This window comes from Serratia sp. 3ACOL1 (assembly GCF_003668775.1).
Lineage (GTDB): Bacteria > Pseudomonadota > Gammaproteobacteria > Enterobacterales > Enterobacteriaceae > Chania > Chania fonticola.
The window spans coordinates 4,073,580-4,089,808 of sequence record NZ_CP033055.1 but is presented as its reverse complement, the minus strand read 5'-3'; the positions used below and the strand labels follow the sequence as shown (position 1 = coordinate 4,089,808).

Here is a 16,229-nt window from a genome sequence, read left to right as displayed (position 1 = left end):
ACGAGAACAAGCAATGAAGACAGAAGGACTACTCGCGCAGCGCATCGTAAAGGTCAAAAGCTCGGCAATCCGCGAATTGCTCAAGCACAGCAAAATGGAAAACGTCATTTCGCTGGCGGGTGGCATTCCCTCTGATGCGCTGTTTGACTTCGAAGGATTGAGCATTGCTACCCAGCAGGCTATTACCGAACAACCAAAAAGCGCTTTCCAATATGGGCTGACCGAAGGCAGCGAACTGCTGCGTGAAGGCATCTGTACCCTATGCGCACAGCGTGGCGTTAATGCCAAGCCGGAAGATATCGTGGTGACCGCAGGCTCCCAGCAGGCGTTAGATCTGGTGATGCGTGCGGTGATTAACCCTGGTGATGTGTTTGTGGTAGAGCGCCCGACCTATCTGGCGGCGCTGCAAACGCTGGAACTGGCGGAAGCCAACGTCATGTCCGTCTCTTCCGACAGCGACGGCATGGTAGTGGATGAACTGGCTGAACTGCTGAAAACCCAGAAGATCAAAGGGGTGTACGTGGTGCCGAACTTCGGCAACCCGAGCGGCCTGACCCTGAGCGCCGCACGCCGTGAGCAGTTAGTGAAACTGGCGGTAGAGCATAACTTCCTGATTATCGAGGATGACCCGTACGGCGAGCTGCGCTTCACCGAAGAGCGTAATGCTACGCTGTATCAGGTTTCGCAGCAGGTGCTGGGCCATACCGAAAACATTATCTATACCTCCACCTTCTCGAAGATCCTGGCTCCGGGCCTGCGCCTGGGTTGGGCCATCCTGCCGCCATTCCTGCTGCATAAAGTGGCGATCATCAAGCAGGCGGCGGATCTGCATGCCAGCGCGCTGTCGCAGAGCATCGTCGAATGTTACCTGGGGCTGGATCGTTTACCGGCGCAGATCGAAAAGATCCGCGCGGCCTACAAGCACAAAGGCGAGATCCTGGCCGGGTTGGTGGAAAAAGAGCTGGGTGATGTGATCAGCTTTGATATGCCGAAAGGCGGCATGTTCCTGTGGGCGCGCTTCCGTCAGCAATTCGATGCCACCGAGTGGCTGAAAACCACCCTGAAGCAGGGCGTGGTGTTTGTGCCGGGAGAATACTTCTTCTCTGACAAACCGGATCGCTCTACCTTCCGTCTGTCGTTTGCCACGGCAACCGAACAACAGATGCAAGAGGCCGTCGCCCGCCTGCGTCGTTCGCTGTAATCTCTCTGCGGCGGTGGGGTGAATTCCCTACCGCCGACATCAAACCGCCATCTGCACTTCACCTCGCTGTCATCTAGCTGTCACGCCAGAGTTATTTTTCTGTCATCCGCGCATGGCATGTTTAGCATCCGAACAAAAACTGTTTCTTTTCGCTCACGCGTTTTGATCACACCAGCTTTTTCAGGAGTTAGGCATGTTTGCTCACGCGATTAAAAAAACCACGTTGTGCGTTACCTTGGCCCTGGCGGTCAGCGGCCATGCAATAGCTGCCACCGAGATCCCATTCTGGCATTCGATGGAAGGGGAACTGGGTACCGAAGTCGACTCTCTGGCAGACCGTTTCAACCAAACTCACAGCGATGTGAAGATCGTCCCGGTTTATAAAGGCAACTACGAACAGAGCCTGGCGGCGGGCATTGCCGCTTACCGTTCCGGCAAGGCACCGGCGATCCTGCAAGTGTACGAAGTGGGCACCGCCACCATGATGGCGAGCAAGGCGATCAAACCGGTGTATCAGGTGTTCCAGGAGTCGGGCATCAAGTTCGATGAGTCGGTGTTTGTGCCGACCGTGGCCGGATACTACACCGATAACAAGAGCGGCCATCTGCTGTCCCAGCCTTTCAACAGCTCCACCCCGGTGCTGTATTACAACAAAGACGCCTTCAAGAAAGCGGGCTTGAACCCGGATCAGCCACCGAAAACCTGGCAGGAACTGGCGGCCGATGCCGCCAAACTGCGCGCGGCTGGCATGAAGTGCGGCTACACCAGCGGTTGGTTGGGTTGGATCCAACTGGAGAACTTCAGCGCCTGGCATGGCGTGCCGTTCGCCAGTGAAAACAACGGCTTTGGTGGCACCAATGCCAAGCTGGAGTTCAACCAGCCGCTGCAGGTTAAACATATTCAGTTCCTGCAAGACATGAACAAGAAGGGTGACTTCACCTACTTTGGCCGCAAGGACGAACCGACCGAGAAGTTCTACAACGGCGACTGCGCCATGGCGACTGCTTCTTCCGGCTCGTTAGCCAGTATCCGCAAATACGCCAAGTTTGATTTCGGCGTGGGCATGATGCCTTACGATGCTGACGCCAAAAATGCACCGCAGAACGCCATTATCGGCGGGGCCAGCCTGTGGGTGATGAACGGCAAAGATGCGGCGACCTACAAAGGCGTGGCGGAGTTCCTGCAATATCTGGCCCAGCCTGAGATTGCCGCCGAATGGCATCAAAAGACCGGCTACTTACCGATCACCACTGCCGCCTATGAAATGACCAAGCAGCAGGGCTTCTACGACAAAAACCCAGGGGCCGATGTGGCCACCCGCCAGATGCTGAACAAACCACCGTTGGCGTTCACCAAAGGGCTGCGTCTGGGCAATATGCCGCAGATCCGTACCGTGGTGGATGAAGAGCTGGAAAGCGTGTGGACCGATAAGAAAACCCCACAGCAGGCGCTGGATGCCGCCGTACAGCGCGGTGACGTGTTGCTGCGCCGCTTTGAGGCCTCCACCAAGTAAGCGTCAGATTGGGCGTTCTTTTGCCAAACGACATCGATCCACTCCCTCTCCCTTTGGGAGAGGGCTGGGGTGAGGGGCTGCTACCGATCCTCATCCCCATTTAACGGTTAACTCTATGTCATCATCCCGTCCCGGCTTCGGCTGTAGCTGGCTGCCCTATGTGTTGGTGCTGCCACAACTGCTGATCACCGTCGTTTTCTTCCTGTGGCCTGCCGGTCAGGCGCTGTGGTACTCGGTACAAAGCGTCGATCCGTTTGGCCTTTCCAGCCAGTTTGTCGGGTTGGACAACTTCACACAGCTGTTCCAGGACCCGTATTACCTGGACTCTTTCTACACCACGCTGTTGTTCAGCTTCCTGGTGGCCGGTGTTGGCCTGCTGGTCTCGCTGTTCTTTGCCGCGCTGGTGGACTATGTGCTGCGCGGCAGCCGTTTCTATCAGACGTTGATGATCCTGCCCTATGCGGTTGCCCCTGCGGTAGCGGCGGTGCTGTGGATCTTCCTGTTCAGCCCCGGCATGGGCCTGATCACCCATGTGCTCGCCGGTTTCGGCTACGACTGGAACCATGCGCAAAACAGTGGGCAGGCGATGTTCCTGGTGGTGCTGGCATCGGTTTGGCAGCAGATCAGCTATAACTTCCTGTTTTTCCTGGCCGCGTTGCAATCTATCCCGCGTTCTCTGGTGGAAGCGGCGGCGATCGACGGGGCTGGCCCGGTGCGGCGTTTCTTCAATCTGGTGCTGCCGCTGATCACGCCGGTGAGCTTCTTCCTGCTGGTGGTCAACCTGGTGTATGCCTTCTTCGACACCTTCCCGGTTATCGACGCCGCTACCGGCGGTGGGCCGGTGCAATCGACCACTACGCTGGTGTACAAAATCTATCGTGAAGGCTTTGCCGGTCTGGATCTGTCCAGCTCGGCGGCGCAGTCGGTGGTGCTGATGTTGCTGGTGATTGGCCTGACGGTGATCCAGTTCCGCTTTGTCGAACGTAAGGTGCGTTACCAATGATTGAGAACCGACGCGGGCTGGATATCTTCAGCCATACGATACTGATTGTTGGCGTGCTGGTGGTGCTGTTTCCGCTATATGTGGCCTTTGTGGCCGCTACGCTGGACGATCAGCTGGTGTTTCAGGTGCCTATGACGCTGGTCCCCGGAGGCCACCTTTGGGACAACATCCGCCATATCTGGCAGGGCGGTGTGGGTACCCTCAAGGTGCCGTTCTCGATGCTGCTGCTCAACAGTGTGATCATGGCGCTGGCGATCACCTGCGGCAAGATCGTGGTCTCGGTGCTTTCCGCCTATGCCATCGTCTATTTCCGTTTTCCGCTGCGTAGCCTGTTCTTCTGGCTGATTTTCATGACGCTGATGCTGCCGGTCGAGGTGCGTATCTTCCCGACGGTGGAAGTGATCTCCAACCTCAACCTGCTGGATAGCTACACCGGTCTCACGCTGCCCCTGATGGCATCGGCCACGGCCACCTTCCTGCTGCGTCAGTTCTTTATGACCCTGCCGGATGAGCTGCTAGAGGCTGCACGCATCGACGGAGCCGGGCCGATGCGCTTCTTTTGGGACATTGTGTTGCCGCTGTCGAAAACCAATCTGGCGGCGCTGTTTGTCATCACCTTCATCTACGGCTGGAACCAGTACCTGTGGCCGATCCTGGTCACCAGTGACGCCTCAATGAGCACGGCGGTAGCGGGGATCCGCAGCATGATCTCTACCTCCGGCGCGCCGACCCAGTGGAATCAGGTGATGGCGGCAATGATTTTGACTTTGATCCCGCCGTTGGCGGTGGTTCTTCTGATGCAGCGCTGGTTTGTGCGCGGTCTGGTTGATAGCGAGAAGTAACGAATATGGCAGGTTTAAAACTACAGGCGGTCACCAAGTCTTACGACGGCAAAACGCCGGTGATCAAGCAGATCGATCTCGACGTGGCTGACGGCGAATTTATTGTGATGGTTGGCCCCTCCGGCTGTGGCAAATCGACGCTGCTGCGGATGGTGGCAGGACTGGAGCGCACCACCAGCGGGGATATCTATATTGATAGCCAGCGCGTGACCGATCTGGAACCGAAAGATCGCGGCATCGCTATGGTGTTCCAGAACTACGCGCTGTATCCCCATATGAGCGTGTACGACAACATGGCCTATGGCCTGAAAATCCGTGGCTTTGGCAAACAGCACATCCGTCAACGGGTAGAAGAGGCCGCGCGTATTCTGGAGTTGGAACCGCTGCTGCAACGCAAACCGCGTGAGCTTTCCGGTGGCCAGCGCCAGCGGGTGGCGATGGGGCGCGCGATTGTGCGCGAACCGGCGGTATTTCTGTTTGATGAGCCGCTCTCCAACCTGGACGCCAAATTGCGTGTCCAGATGCGCCTGGAATTGCAGCAACTGCATCGCCGCCTGAAAACCACCAGCCTGTATGTTACCCACGATCAGGTTGAAGCGATGACGCTGGCGCAGCGGGTGATCGTGATGAATAAAGGCGTGGCGGAGCAGATTGGTACGCCAAGTGAGGTTTATCAACGCCCGGCGACGCTGTTTGTTGCCAGCTTTATCGGCTCCCCGGCGATGAACTTGTTGCCTGGCACGCTGAGTGCGGACGGCAAGCAACTGCAATTGGCCGGTGGCATGGCGCTGGATCTGCCAGAACCTCGGCCACAGTGGGGCGGACAGGAGTTGACGTTGGGTATCCGACCGGAGCATATTCAACTGAGTACGCGCGAGCAGGGCGGTATTCCGCTAGAACTGCAAACGCTGGAACTGCTCGGTGCCGATAACCTGGCGCATGGCCAATGGGGGAGTTCAGGCGTGATCGTCCGCCTGAGCCATGAAACCCTGCCACCTGCGGGCAGTACCCTATATTTACAGCTGCCTGCGTCGGCGCTGCACTTTTTTGCTACCCACAGCGGAACACGGATGGATTGATGACTACAGCCTGGCCTTATCCCCATATTGTCGCTCATCGCGGCGGCGGTTCTCTGGCACCGGAAAATACCCTGGCGGCGATTGATGTCGGCGCGCGTCATGGCCACAAGATGATTGAGTTTGACGCCAAACTGGCGCAGGACGGGCAGATCTTCCTGCTGCATGATGACACGCTCGAACGCACTAGCAACGGTTGGGGTGTGGCGGGTGAACTGCCATGGGAAAAGCTGGTAGAGCTGGATGCCGGTGATTGGTACAGCTCAGCCTTTAAAGGGGAGCGTTTGCCGCTGCTGTCGGATGTGGCGGAGCGCTGTAAGCAGCATGGCATGATGGCCAATATTGAAATCAAGCCAACCACCGGCAGCGACGAAGAAACCGGCCGCGTGGTGGCGTTTGCTGCCAGCATGCTGTGGCAGGGGCAAACCGATCCGCTGCTTTCTTCGTTCTCGGTGGAAGCCCTGGCAGCGGCACAGCAGACCGCCCCAGAACTGCCGCGCGGCCTGTTGCTGGACAAGTGGGATGACAATTGGCGTGAGCTGACCGAGCGTCTGGGCTGTGTCTCGCTGCATATTAATCATAAAGAACTGACCGCAGAGCGTGTCGCGGCGCTAAAAGACGCTGGGCTGCGTATTCTGGTGTATACCGTCAATAAGCCGGAGCGGGCACGCTTATTGTTGAATTGGGGCGTTGACTGTATTTGTACCGACCGGATAGATTTGATCGGCCCGGATTTTTAACTGTTTAATTTATAATATAAAGATTACCCCTCACCCCGACCCTCTCCCACAGGGAGAGGGAGCCAGTCCGGGCACTGTGTTAGCCCGAGTTTCTTCCGGGATATCAGAGGGTTCGATCGGATTTCGCTGTCAGTCTGGACACTGGGTTAGCCTGAATTTCTCCGGAGTATCAGCGAACTCGATCGGTCCCCTCTCCCACAGGGATAGGAGCCAGTCCGTGCATTGTGTTAGCCCGAGTTTCTTCCGGGATATCAGAGGGTTCGATCGGATCATCAGCGAGCTCGATCGGTCCCCTCTCCCTGTGGGAGAGGGTTAGGGTGAGGGGCCATTCACTTTGACTAAACCAGAACATAGCGACGTCAGCCCGTTGCCGCCGCGCCATCGGAAGGGATACGATGCCTGCCTTTATTGTTTCGCTGTGGCACCAGATAGTGCTTTCATTGCCGTTATTTGTGCTGATCGTGCTGGGATATGGCCTTATCCGCTGGGGAAAGTGGCCAGCGACCATCACCGATGGCATGACCCGTTTCGTGTTTTCCCTCGCCTTGCCCGCGATGCTGTTTCGCATGATGTGCGATTTCTCACAGCGTCCTGCGGTGGATACCCGCCTGCTGATCGCCTTCTTCGGCAGTTGCCTGATCGTCTTCGTCATCGGCCGCATTGCCGCACGGCGGATCTTCAAGCTGGACGGTGTTTCGGGTTCGGTATTTGCTCTGGGCGGTATTTTCTCCAATAACGTCATGCTTGGCCTGCCAATCGCCACGGTGATGCTGGGAGAGGAGGCCATCCCATCGGTGGCTCTGGTGCTGGTATTTAACGGCCTGATTCTGTGGACGCTGGTGACCATCTCCATCGAATGGGCACGGAATGGCTCCCCCACGCTGCAAGGCTTTATCAAAACGGCGCGCAGCGTGCTGACCAACCCGCTGATTATCGGCATCCTGTCTGGCACGTTGTTCAGCCTGACTGGCCTGCCGCTGCCGGTATTTGTCGATCAACCGGTCAGCATGCTGGGCCAGGTGGCGGCTCCGTTGTCGCTGGTGGTGCTCGGCATGGGGTTGGCGGAATATCGTATCAGCGAAGGCTGGCAACTGAGCAGCGCCATCTGCTTCCTCAAGCTGATCGTCCAGCCGATGGTGGTCTGGCTGCTGGCTTGGTCAATGGATTTACCCCCGATGGAGACCCGCGTGGTGGTACTGCTGGGGTCAATGGCCGTGGGGGTAAACGTCTACCTGATGTCACGCCAATTTAATGTGCTGACTGGCCCGGCGGCCACCAGTCTGTTGATGTCCACCGCGCTGGCGGCGATCACCACCCCGTTAATCCTCACCATTATGGGGGTAAGGGTGTAGCCGGGAGCGGCGCCTGTGGTATTACCGGAGCAGTCTGGTTAAAGGGATTAACCGGCTGATTGCCGTTTTGCAGCATCTTGCCCGTGGTCATCTGCGGCTGCATCGGGTTGTTATTGCCGTTATAGGGCAGCATTTTGGGCTGGTTGGCCTTGAGCGGATAACCCTGCTGCTGGCGCTGCTCCATCTGCTGATTGTCCAGCATGCGCTGTTGCTGTGCCTGCTGGTCGCGCTGGTTAAGAAACTGCTGTTGCTGGCTAAGCGTAGTGACGCCGTTTTCCGCCGTAGCCAGGCAAGGCAGCCACAGCAGGGTGGCCATAATAAGTTGACGTCTCATATTCTACCTCCGTTTGTCTCACAGTTTTAAGCCTAACGTAGTCAGGCAAAATTGCTCGATAGTTTGTTTTATGCTCAAATGTAAACCTCCTTTGCGCCACATTGTTGTTCTGCTTCCGCTACAATCGCCCTTTCGGATCTTTTAGGGTGAACTTGTCGTGCTGCTTCTGGTTATTACCACCATTTTATGGGCATTTTCTTTTAGCCTGATCGGCGAATACCTGGCTGGCAATGTCGACAGTTGGTTCTCGGTGCTGATGCGCGTTGGGCTGGCGGCGCTGGTGTTTCTGCCGTTCCTGCGCTGGCGCAATATCAAGCTGAAAGTGATCCTGCTGTATATGCTGGTGGGTGCCTTCCAGCTTGGCATCATGTATCTGATCAGCTTCCGTGCCTTTATCTATCTGACCGTGTCGGAATTCCTGCTGTTTACGGTGCTGACACCGCTGTATATCACGCTGATTTACGATCTGATCAGCGGCCGCCGTCTGCGTTGGGGCTATCTGTTCAGCGCGTTGCTGGCCGTGCTGGGGGCGGCGATTATCCGCTACCACCAATTGAGCGATCACTTCTGGTGGGGGTTGCTGCTGGTGCAGGCGGCGAATATCAGCTTCGCCATCGGCATGGTGGGTTACAAACGCCTGATGGAAGTGCATCCGTTGCCGCAGCATACGGCATTTTCCTGGTTCTATCTGGGCGCGGCGGCGGTAGCGGTGGTCGCCTGGTTCCTGTGGGGTAATCCGAACCAACTGCCAACCACCAACCTGCAATGGGGTATTTTGGTCTGGCTGGGTGTGGTGGCTTCCGGGCTGGGCTACTTTATGTGGAATTACGGGGCGACACAGGTGGATGCCGGAACGCTGGGCATCATGAACAATATACATGTGCCCGCGGGCCTGCTGGTTAATTTTGCTGTTTGGCATCAGCAGCCGCACTGGGCCAGCTTTATTATCGGTGGCTCGGTGATTGTCGCTTCGCTATGGGTCCATCGCCGCTGGGTTGCGCCGAAAGGCACCCATTAACGCAGGATGTCTTATCGTAAGGGGGGCTGCATGCAGCCCCCCTTGTGAGTTCTACGACTACCTTCTTCCACCCATGCCCCCATGGAAACGCGGTTCATAGTTACTGCGGTCGAACTGATGATGCTGTTCCGGCGCTCTTTGTTGCAATCGCTGCTGTACCTGTTGATGCTGTTGCTGATTAATGCGTGGTTGTGCCTGCTGGGCAGGGGTTCTTTGTTGTAACCGCTGCTGCACCTGCTGGTGCTGTTCCTGACTCAGGCGCGGTTGCGTTTGTAAGGTTTGCGCCCGCTCGGTCTGCCGTTCATCGCCGCGTTGGCGGGCCTGCTGGGCGCTGCTGACCTCTGCCGGAGGCTGGCTTTTAACAAACTTGCCGCTGGCGTTCATCTGTTGCCAACTGCCGTTGTTGTATTGATAGATATTGCCATCGCGCCCGGCGTAGACGTGATCGGGGCCGTTAACCACGCCACCATGTGTCACCTGGCCGGTTTCCTTGTTGTAATGCACGTAACCTGAGCCTTGCGCCACGCCATTTTTCCCGGCGGTGGTAAAGCTGCCTGCCTTACCCGCCCCCTGCGGCGTGGTGCCACTGATGCTTTGGCTGTGGGTCACGCGCCCGGTCTTGGTGTTCACGCTGTTGCGCTCTCCCCCAGCGATGCCGTTGCCGGTATTCGGGTTATAAGCCCCGGCCCCGTTGGCTGCCACCGCTCGGCCGGTCTGCGGATTGAAGCGTACGCCGCCTGCACCGCCGTGGGTGATGCCGTTATTGCCGTTGGTATCGCGCCAGGCGTAACCGGCTCCGTGGCCGCCGGTGGCGTTATTATAGAAACTGCCGCGCACGTTGCTGCCGTAATGGCCGTTCCACGGATTGCTCCAGTCGGCGCGCACGCCTTGCGCCACGGTGTTCCCCCAGTGGTTATAGACGTTATACACCGACACGCCGCCACCCCAGTAGCCAGGATGATAGGGCGGGTAGTAACCGTACCAGGGGCCCCACCAAGGTTGGCTCCAGGCACTGCCCCAGATCCAACCGCTGATGAAGCCAAAGCTCCAGCCGATCGCCGGGTCCCAGGCAAAGCTGCTACCGTAACCGTAGGTAGCCGGGCAGCTGTACCAGACGTTGCCAACCCAGGCGTTGCAAGGGTATCCGGTGCCATACACCACTACGCCATTGCTGGCCACTGTGCCGTAATAGCCCGGCGTATAACCGACGTATACCTCCTCGTTGGTGCTGCCGTAGACGCGAACATAGGTCACGTAATGCAAAGGAGAATTGGCTGGAATGGTGTAGATCACCGCCGGGACGTTGGTGGCAACCACCCACGGGCCTTGCGGTGCGGTGGCGGCAAACCATACGCCGTTTTTCACTGCGAAGAAGCTCTTACCGTCTACCTTGATCACCGGCACATCGGTGTTCCAGGCATATTGCAGCGGCGTACCGTCGATCGATCTGAATTTGGCGCTGCCGCCATCATAACGGACCTGTAGCGCCGCTTTGCTGCGTGACACTTTGGCGGTCTGTGGTACCGAGTTGGCGATCAGCGCCTCGCGAGCCTCCGGCGTTCCTGGGATCGAGGCCAGTACCGCGCTTTTTGGGCTGTCGGAAGGGATATTGCTAAAGTCTGCGGGCAGAGCGCTACCGGCAACATACTGCCATGGGCCGTTGGTGGAATCGGCACGGAACCAGCGGCCAGACACCAGCACGTACCAGCTGTTATTTTGCTGGGCATCGATAAACACGTCTGAAGGCGTATTGACCACGTAAGACAGCTGGGTGCCGTCAATCGGCATAAACTGCGGATCGCCGTCGATCTGGATCAACTCTGCTGGCTCAGTGGAGACGGTGATCTCCGCTGGCTTGGTGACCGACGTTTTTTCCTGCGGCCCGGTGGTGACCAGCTTACTTTTCACTGCGGCCTGCATAGCCTGGGTCAGCTCTACCGGCACCGTGAGTTTTTGCGCCCAAGGTCCGCCAAGGCCTGGTGAGGTATACCATTGATTGGCAAAGTAGATATACAGCGTGCCGTCTTTTTTCAGCAGCAATGAGCGGGTATTGATGGCGCGTTCCACACCCGATTGCCCGCTAGCCTGCCAGGCGGGTTGTCCATCAAGTAACACCAGCGCGGCGGGTTGGAAAGCGAACAGGATTTTTGGCGGTGCGTTGTTTACCTTCACGCCCTGTTGTGGGACCTGATCCTGAATGGCCAGATCGGACTCCAGTTGGTCTAGACTGACCAGCAAGGTTTTTGCCGGAAGTTGTCGCAATAGGTCCAGATAATGCTGTTGATTGGCGCTATCTGTCGGGAAGTTCACCTTTTCAACTTTGAGATTATCCAGCGTGACCTGCCGCTGTTCCTTATCAGTACTGGTGCGGGCGCTGAACCAGGCGACGCCGTAGCTGATTTTGTCCTGTTTTTTGCCTTTGGCATCGGTCAGGGTGCCGGTTTTCACCGCGACCACCATGCGGCCTTTCAGCAGGTTATCTTGCCAACTGTCGAGCTGCGGCTGGTGCAGCTCCATGGAGGTGCCGGAAAGGGTCACGCTGTGTGGCCAGGGAGCAACCGTTTCGGCCGCCCATAACGCTGTGCTGGCTAACAGCGCCAGGAGAAGGAACCATTGATAACAACCACGCAGTGTTCGCATAAGCGCCTCGGAAAAGCCGATAATTTCTAGGGGGGAATTGTTCCCGATGAAATTACTGTAACCGCTTTTGCCGAATTTGCATGGTGCAGAGTGTGTGTAAAATTAGACTCTCCGTCCGCCAATCAGTTAACTCAAGGACGTTAAGGATTTGGCCCCTGCAATATTGGCGCTGGGCCTGGCGGCATCACGCACAAACGGCAGGTGATCGCAGGCGTGCTGACGTGCCGAGCGGATAAAGGCTTCGGTGACAGTCTGGCGCTGCTCGCCATCGCGGGTGGCGGCATATAACCGGCTCCACAGGCCATCCCCAAGCGTCTTGGTGACGACCAGCCCCTGGCGTTCAAAACTCTCCACCACCCAGTGCGGTAACGCGGCGATCCCCATCCGGGCTGACACCATTTGAATCAATAAAAGCGTGTTATCGACGTTTTTCAGCGCCGGGCTGACGCCTGCCGGTTGCAGGAAATGACGCCAGATATCCAGCCGTTGGCGCTGCACCGGGTAGATCATCAGCACTTCATCACTCAGGTCTGCCGGTTCAATGTGCGGCTTATTGGCCAACGGGTGATCGGGGGCCAGGATCAGCCGGACTTCAAAGTCGAACATCGGCGAGTAGTGCAGCCCGCTGCGCGGCAGGATGTCTGAGGTCAGCACCAGATCCAGTTCTCCTTGCTGCAAGGCCGGTTGCGGATCGAACGTCACGCCGGATTTGAAATCCATCACCACCTGCGGGAAATAGGAGCGGAAGTTGTCCAACGCCGGCGTCAGCCACTGAATACAGCTGTGGCATTCAATGGCGATGCGCAGCGTGGTTTGATGCGGTTCGTGGCAGGCCTGCAGCGCCTGTTGGATCTGCGGCAATACCTGTTCTGCCAGCTGTAGCAGGATCTCCCCCTGAGCGGTAAAGCGCAGCGGCTGGCTTTTACGAACAAACAGCTTAAAGCCCAGACGCTGTTCCAGATCGCTGAACTGATGCGAAAGGGCAGACTGTGTCTGATGAAGCTGTGCGGCAGCGGCGGCCAGGGAGCCGGTATTACGCAGAGCCTGTAGGGTCCGTAAGTGTTTCAGTTCGATCATGAGAGTCCTTCACAGTGACAGTGAAAATATTGCGCTTGTGGATCATACAGTACCTGCGGATTATGGATGTGTAAACATCTGGACGGCTAAATGGGAAATATGACGATGACAATTCTAAATCACACACTGGGTTTTCCACGCGTTGGTCTGCGTCGTGAACTGAAAAAAGCGCAGGAAAGTTACTGGGCAGGTAATTCAACACAGGAAGAGCTGTTGGCGGTTGGCCGCGAGCTGCGCGCTCGCCACTGGCAACAACAACAGCAGGCCGGGGTGGATTTGGTGCCGGTTGGCGATTTCGCCTGGTACGATCACGTGCTGACCACCAGCCTGCTGCTGGGCAACGTCCCGGCGCGTCACCAAAATAAAGATGGCTCGATCGATCTCGATACCCTGTTCCGTATTGGCCGTGGCCGCGCACCGACCGGTGAACCTGCGGCGGCGGCGGAAATGACCAAATGGTTTAACACCAACTATCACTACATGGTGCCTGAGTTTACAAAAGGCCAGCAGTTCAAACTGGGCTGGACCCAACTGCTGGATGAAGTTGACGAAGCGTTGGCGCTGGGCCACAAAATCAAGCCGGTGCTGTTGGGCCCGGTAACCTATCTGTGGCTGGGCAAGGTGAAGGGTGAGCAGTTCGACCGCCTGTCGCTGCTGAACGATATCCTGCCGGTCTACCAGCAAGTGCTGGCGGAGCTGGCCAAACGCGGCATCGAGTGGGTACAGATCGACGAACCTGCGCTGGTGCTGGAACTGCCTAAGGCCTGGTTGGAGGCCTTTAAACCGGCTTATACCGCGCTGCAAGGCCAGGTCAAACTGCTGTTGACCACCTATTTCGACAGCATTGGCCATAACCTCGACACCATCCGTGAACTGCCGGTACAGGGTCTACATGTGGATCTGGTCGCAGGCAAAGATGATGCCGCTGTCCTGAACAACGCATTGCCGAAAGAGTGGGTGCTGTCGCTGGGGGTGATCAATGGCCGTAACGTCTGGCGTGCCGATGTGAGCAGCTGGTTTGAACGCTTGCAACCGCTGGTAGGGAGCCGCCCACTGTGGATTGGCACCTCGTGCTCGCTGCTGCACAGCCCGATCGATCTGAGCGTGGAAAGCCGCCTGGACGAAGAAGTGAAAAGCTGGTTCGCCTTTGCACTGCAAAAATGTGCCGAGCTGGCGTTGTTGAGCTCAGCTCTGAATTCACCAGGAGCAGATAAACAAGCCAAACTGGATGCCTACAGCGCACCAATCCGCGCCCGTCGCCAATCCAGCCGTGTGCATAATGCGCAGGTTGAGCAACGCCTGGCGGCCATCACTGCCAAAGACAGCGAACGTCAGCGCCCTTATGAACAACGTGCCCAGGCTCAGCGCGATCGCTTCAACCTGCCTGCCTGGCCAACGACCACCATCGGCTCCTTCCCGCAGACCACCGAAATTCGCGGCCTGCGCCTGGACTTCAAGCAGGGCCGCCTGGATGGGAGCAACTACCGCACCAGCATCGGCGAACATATCAAGCAGGCCATTGCTGAGCAGGAACGCCTGGGGCTGGACGTGCTGGTGCACGGCGAAGCCGAGCGCAACGACATGGTGGAATACTTCGGCGAAAACCTGGACGGCTTCGTGTTTACCCAAAACGGTTGGGTACAAAGCTATGGTTCACGCTGCGTGAAACCACCGGTGATTATTGGCGATATCAGCCGCCCGGAAGCCATCACCGTAGAGTGGGCCAAGTTTGCCCAGTCGCTGACCGACAAGCCGGTAAAAGGTATGTTGACCGGCCCGGTGACCATTCTTTGCTGGTCCTTCCCGCGTGAAGATGTGACCCGCGAAGTGATCGCCAAGCAGATTGCGTTGGCACTGCGTGACGAAGTGGAAGACTTGGAGAAGGCCGGTATCGGTATCATCCAGATCGACGAGCCTGCACTGCGCGAAGGCCTGCCGCTGCGCCAGTCCGATTGGGCTGCGTACCTCGACTGGGCGGTGGATGCCTTCAAACTGAACGCCGCCGTGGCGCAGGATGATACCCAGATCCATACCCACATGTGTTATTGCGAGTTCAACGACATCATGGATTCTATCGCGGCGCTGGATGCTGACGTGATCACCATCGAAACCTCACGTTCCGATATGGATCTGCTGGAAGCGTTCAAAGAGTTCGACTATCCAAATGAAATTGGGCCGGGCGTTTACGACATCCACTCGCCGAACGTGCCAAGCGTAGAATGGATTGAAGCGCTGCTGCGTAAAGCGGCACAGAATATCCCGGCAGAACGCCTGTGGGTGAACCCGGACTGCGGCCTGAAAACCCGTGGCTGGCCAGAAACCCGCCAATCGTTGGCCAATATGGTGTTAGCGGCTCAGCGCCTGCGCGACCAGGTTGTCTGATCCAAACACGTTTACCAAGGGCGCTTCGGCGCCCTTTTCTTGTTCTACTCCCGCGTTTTCCTCGCCGCTATTGGTTATCATCAGTTATCGTTTGTCACTTGGTTTGAAGGATTATCCCCAATGAAACACCCGCTGGTGGCCGTGTTGGCTCCGCTGCTCGATGATGGGCAGGGGATCCGGCAGGTTTATTTTGCTGGCAATCAACATCCGGCCCCGGAGCTGGCCTATCAGGTAGGTTTTCCACGCCTTGAACTGGTGGTAGACGGGGAACAGGAAATGGAGTGGGAGGGCAGCCAGGGAGCGCGGCAACAGCAGATACTGCTGCCGGGGGATGTGCTGTTTGTTCCGGCGCAAGGCTGGAACAGCCCGCGCTGGCAGCAACCGACGACCACGCTCAGCCTGTTGTTTGGCAAGCAGCAACTGGGCTATAGCCTGCTGGGTTGGGACGGGGAAAATACGCTGCCGTTGGGCAAGGATAACGTGGCGCGCCGTGGCCCGCGCGTGGGGTCATTCATGTTGCAGGCGCTTAACGAACTCTCCTGGCATCAGAGCGATCAGCCTACCGCACGTTTCCTGGTAAAGGGCTTGCTGAGCCATGCGCTCGATCTGTTTGGCACCTCAGTGAGAACCGCCTCCCGCAGCCAGGCGTTGTTTGATGCGGTGCGGGGTCACCTGGAGGAGCATTATCGCGAGCCGCTCACCCGTGAGTCGGTGGCCCAGGCGTTTTATATCTCGCCCAATTACCTTTCTCATCTGTTCCAGAAGGCCGGTGGTGTTGGGTTTAACGAATATCTCAATCACGTGCGGCTGGAGCAGGCGAAGCACCTGCTCAAACGCTATGACATGAAGGTGAAAGAGGTGGCGCACGCCTGCGGATTTGTCGACAGCAACTATTTCTGCCGCCTGTTTCGCAAGAACACCGAGCGTTCCCCGTCGGAGTATCGCGGCCAATACCACAGTGAGCTGTGCCCCTCACCCCAACCCTCTCCCACAGGGAGAGGGAGCTGATGGCCCTTGCTCTTTTGCAAGTAAAGAGGCCATAGCAGCAAAC

At 57.4% G+C, this 16,229-nt stretch carries 13 protein-coding genes; 10 read left to right on the top strand and 3 right to left on the bottom strand.

Annotation, left to right across the window (positions count from 1 at the left end; translation table 11 throughout):
• The first annotated feature begins 13 nt into the window (after positions 1 to 13).
• The 7 genes from D9980_RS18455 to D9980_RS18420 all read left to right on the top strand — a co-directional run bounded on the left by D9980_RS18455 (position 14) and on the right by D9980_RS18420 (position 7,727).
• Complete coding sequence (locus D9980_RS18455) at positions 14 to 1,201, top strand: PLP-dependent aminotransferase family protein (RefSeq protein ID WP_024484630.1); 1,188 nt, start codon at positions 14 to 16, stop codon at positions 1,199 to 1,201.
• A 193-nt stretch (positions 1,202 to 1,394) separates the two neighbouring features.
• Positions 1,395 to 2,714, top strand: a complete 1,320-nt coding sequence (ugpB, locus tag D9980_RS18450; protein WP_024484629.1) for a sn-glycerol-3-phosphate ABC transporter substrate-binding protein UgpB — start codon at positions 1,395 to 1,397, stop codon at positions 2,712 to 2,714.
• A 115-nt stretch (positions 2,715 to 2,829) separates the two neighbouring features.
• Positions 2,830 to 3,717 carry a sn-glycerol-3-phosphate ABC transporter permease UgpA gene (ugpA, locus tag D9980_RS18445; RefSeq protein ID WP_021181493.1) on the top strand — a complete coding sequence of 296 codons (888 nt, stop codon included), beginning with the start codon at positions 2,830 to 2,832 and terminating at the stop codon, positions 3,715 to 3,717.
• Positions 3,714 to 4,559 (top strand): sn-glycerol-3-phosphate ABC transporter permease UgpE, encoded by an 846-nt coding sequence (gene ugpE, locus D9980_RS18440; RefSeq protein WP_121608069.1) that lies wholly within the window; start codon positions 3,714 to 3,716, stop codon positions 4,557 to 4,559. The genes ugpA and ugpE overlap by 4 nt, the downstream gene beginning before the upstream one ends.
• A 5-nt stretch (positions 4,560 to 4,564) precedes the next feature.
• The gene (locus D9980_RS18435) at positions 4,565 to 5,638 is read left to right on the top strand and encodes a sn-glycerol-3-phosphate import ATP-binding protein UgpC (protein WP_024484627.1); all 1,074 of its coding nucleotides are present in this window, start codon (positions 4,565 to 4,567) and stop codon (positions 5,636 to 5,638) included.
• Positions 5,638 to 6,375: a glycerophosphodiester phosphodiesterase gene (ugpQ, locus tag D9980_RS18430; protein ID WP_024484626.1), complete on the top strand. Its 738-nt coding sequence runs from the start codon at positions 5,638 to 5,640 to the stop codon at positions 6,373 to 6,375. Before D9980_RS18435 ends, ugpQ begins: the two co-directional genes overlap by 1 nt.
• 395 nt (positions 6,376 to 6,770) lie before the next feature.
• The gene (locus tag D9980_RS18420; RefSeq protein ID WP_121608067.1) at positions 6,771 to 7,727 is read left to right on the top strand and encodes an AEC family transporter; all 957 of its coding nucleotides are present in this window, start codon (positions 6,771 to 6,773) and stop codon (positions 7,725 to 7,727) included.
• On the opposite strand, the gene D9980_RS18415 is transcribed toward D9980_RS18420, so the two are convergent.
• On the bottom strand, positions 7,708 to 8,061 hold the full coding sequence (locus D9980_RS18415) for a hypothetical protein (RefSeq protein WP_024484624.1): 354 nt from the start codon (positions 8,059 to 8,061) through the stop codon (positions 7,708 to 7,710). The genes D9980_RS18420 and D9980_RS18415 overlap by 20 nt on opposite strands.
• Before the next feature lie 157 nt (positions 8,062 to 8,218).
• Here D9980_RS18415 and D9980_RS18410 point away from each other — a divergent pair, with 157 nt between their 5' ends.
• A complete protein-coding gene (locus D9980_RS18410) occupies positions 8,219 to 9,079 on the top strand; it encodes a carboxylate/amino acid/amine transporter (RefSeq protein WP_121608066.1) in 861 nt (286 codons plus the stop codon).
• A 57-nt stretch (positions 9,080 to 9,136) separates the two neighbouring features.
• Here D9980_RS18410 and D9980_RS18405 read toward each other — a convergent pair whose 3' ends face one another.
• On the bottom strand, positions 9,137 to 11,719 hold the full coding sequence (locus tag D9980_RS18405) for a hypothetical protein (RefSeq protein WP_121608065.1): 2,583 nt from the start codon (positions 11,717 to 11,719) through the stop codon (positions 9,137 to 9,139).
• Positions 11,720 to 11,845: 126 nt separating this feature from the next.
• The gene (gene metR / locus D9980_RS18400) at positions 11,846 to 12,796 is read right to left on the bottom strand and encodes an HTH-type transcriptional regulator MetR (RefSeq protein WP_024484622.1); all 951 of its coding nucleotides are present in this window, start codon (positions 12,794 to 12,796) and stop codon (positions 11,846 to 11,848) included.
• 105 nt (positions 12,797 to 12,901) lie between these two features.
• Between metR and metE the strand changes: the two genes are divergently transcribed.
• The gene (gene metE, locus D9980_RS18395; protein WP_121608064.1) at positions 12,902 to 15,178 is read left to right on the top strand and encodes a 5-methyltetrahydropteroyltriglutamate--homocysteine S-methyltransferase; all 2,277 of its coding nucleotides are present in this window, start codon (positions 12,902 to 12,904) and stop codon (positions 15,176 to 15,178) included.
• A 120-nt stretch (positions 15,179 to 15,298) separates the two neighbouring features.
• Positions 15,299 to 16,186 carry an AraC family transcriptional regulator gene (locus D9980_RS18390; protein ID WP_121608063.1) on the top strand — a complete coding sequence of 296 codons (888 nt, stop codon included), beginning with the start codon at positions 15,299 to 15,301 and terminating at the stop codon, positions 16,184 to 16,186.
• Positions 16,187 to 16,229 lie beyond the last annotated feature (43 nt).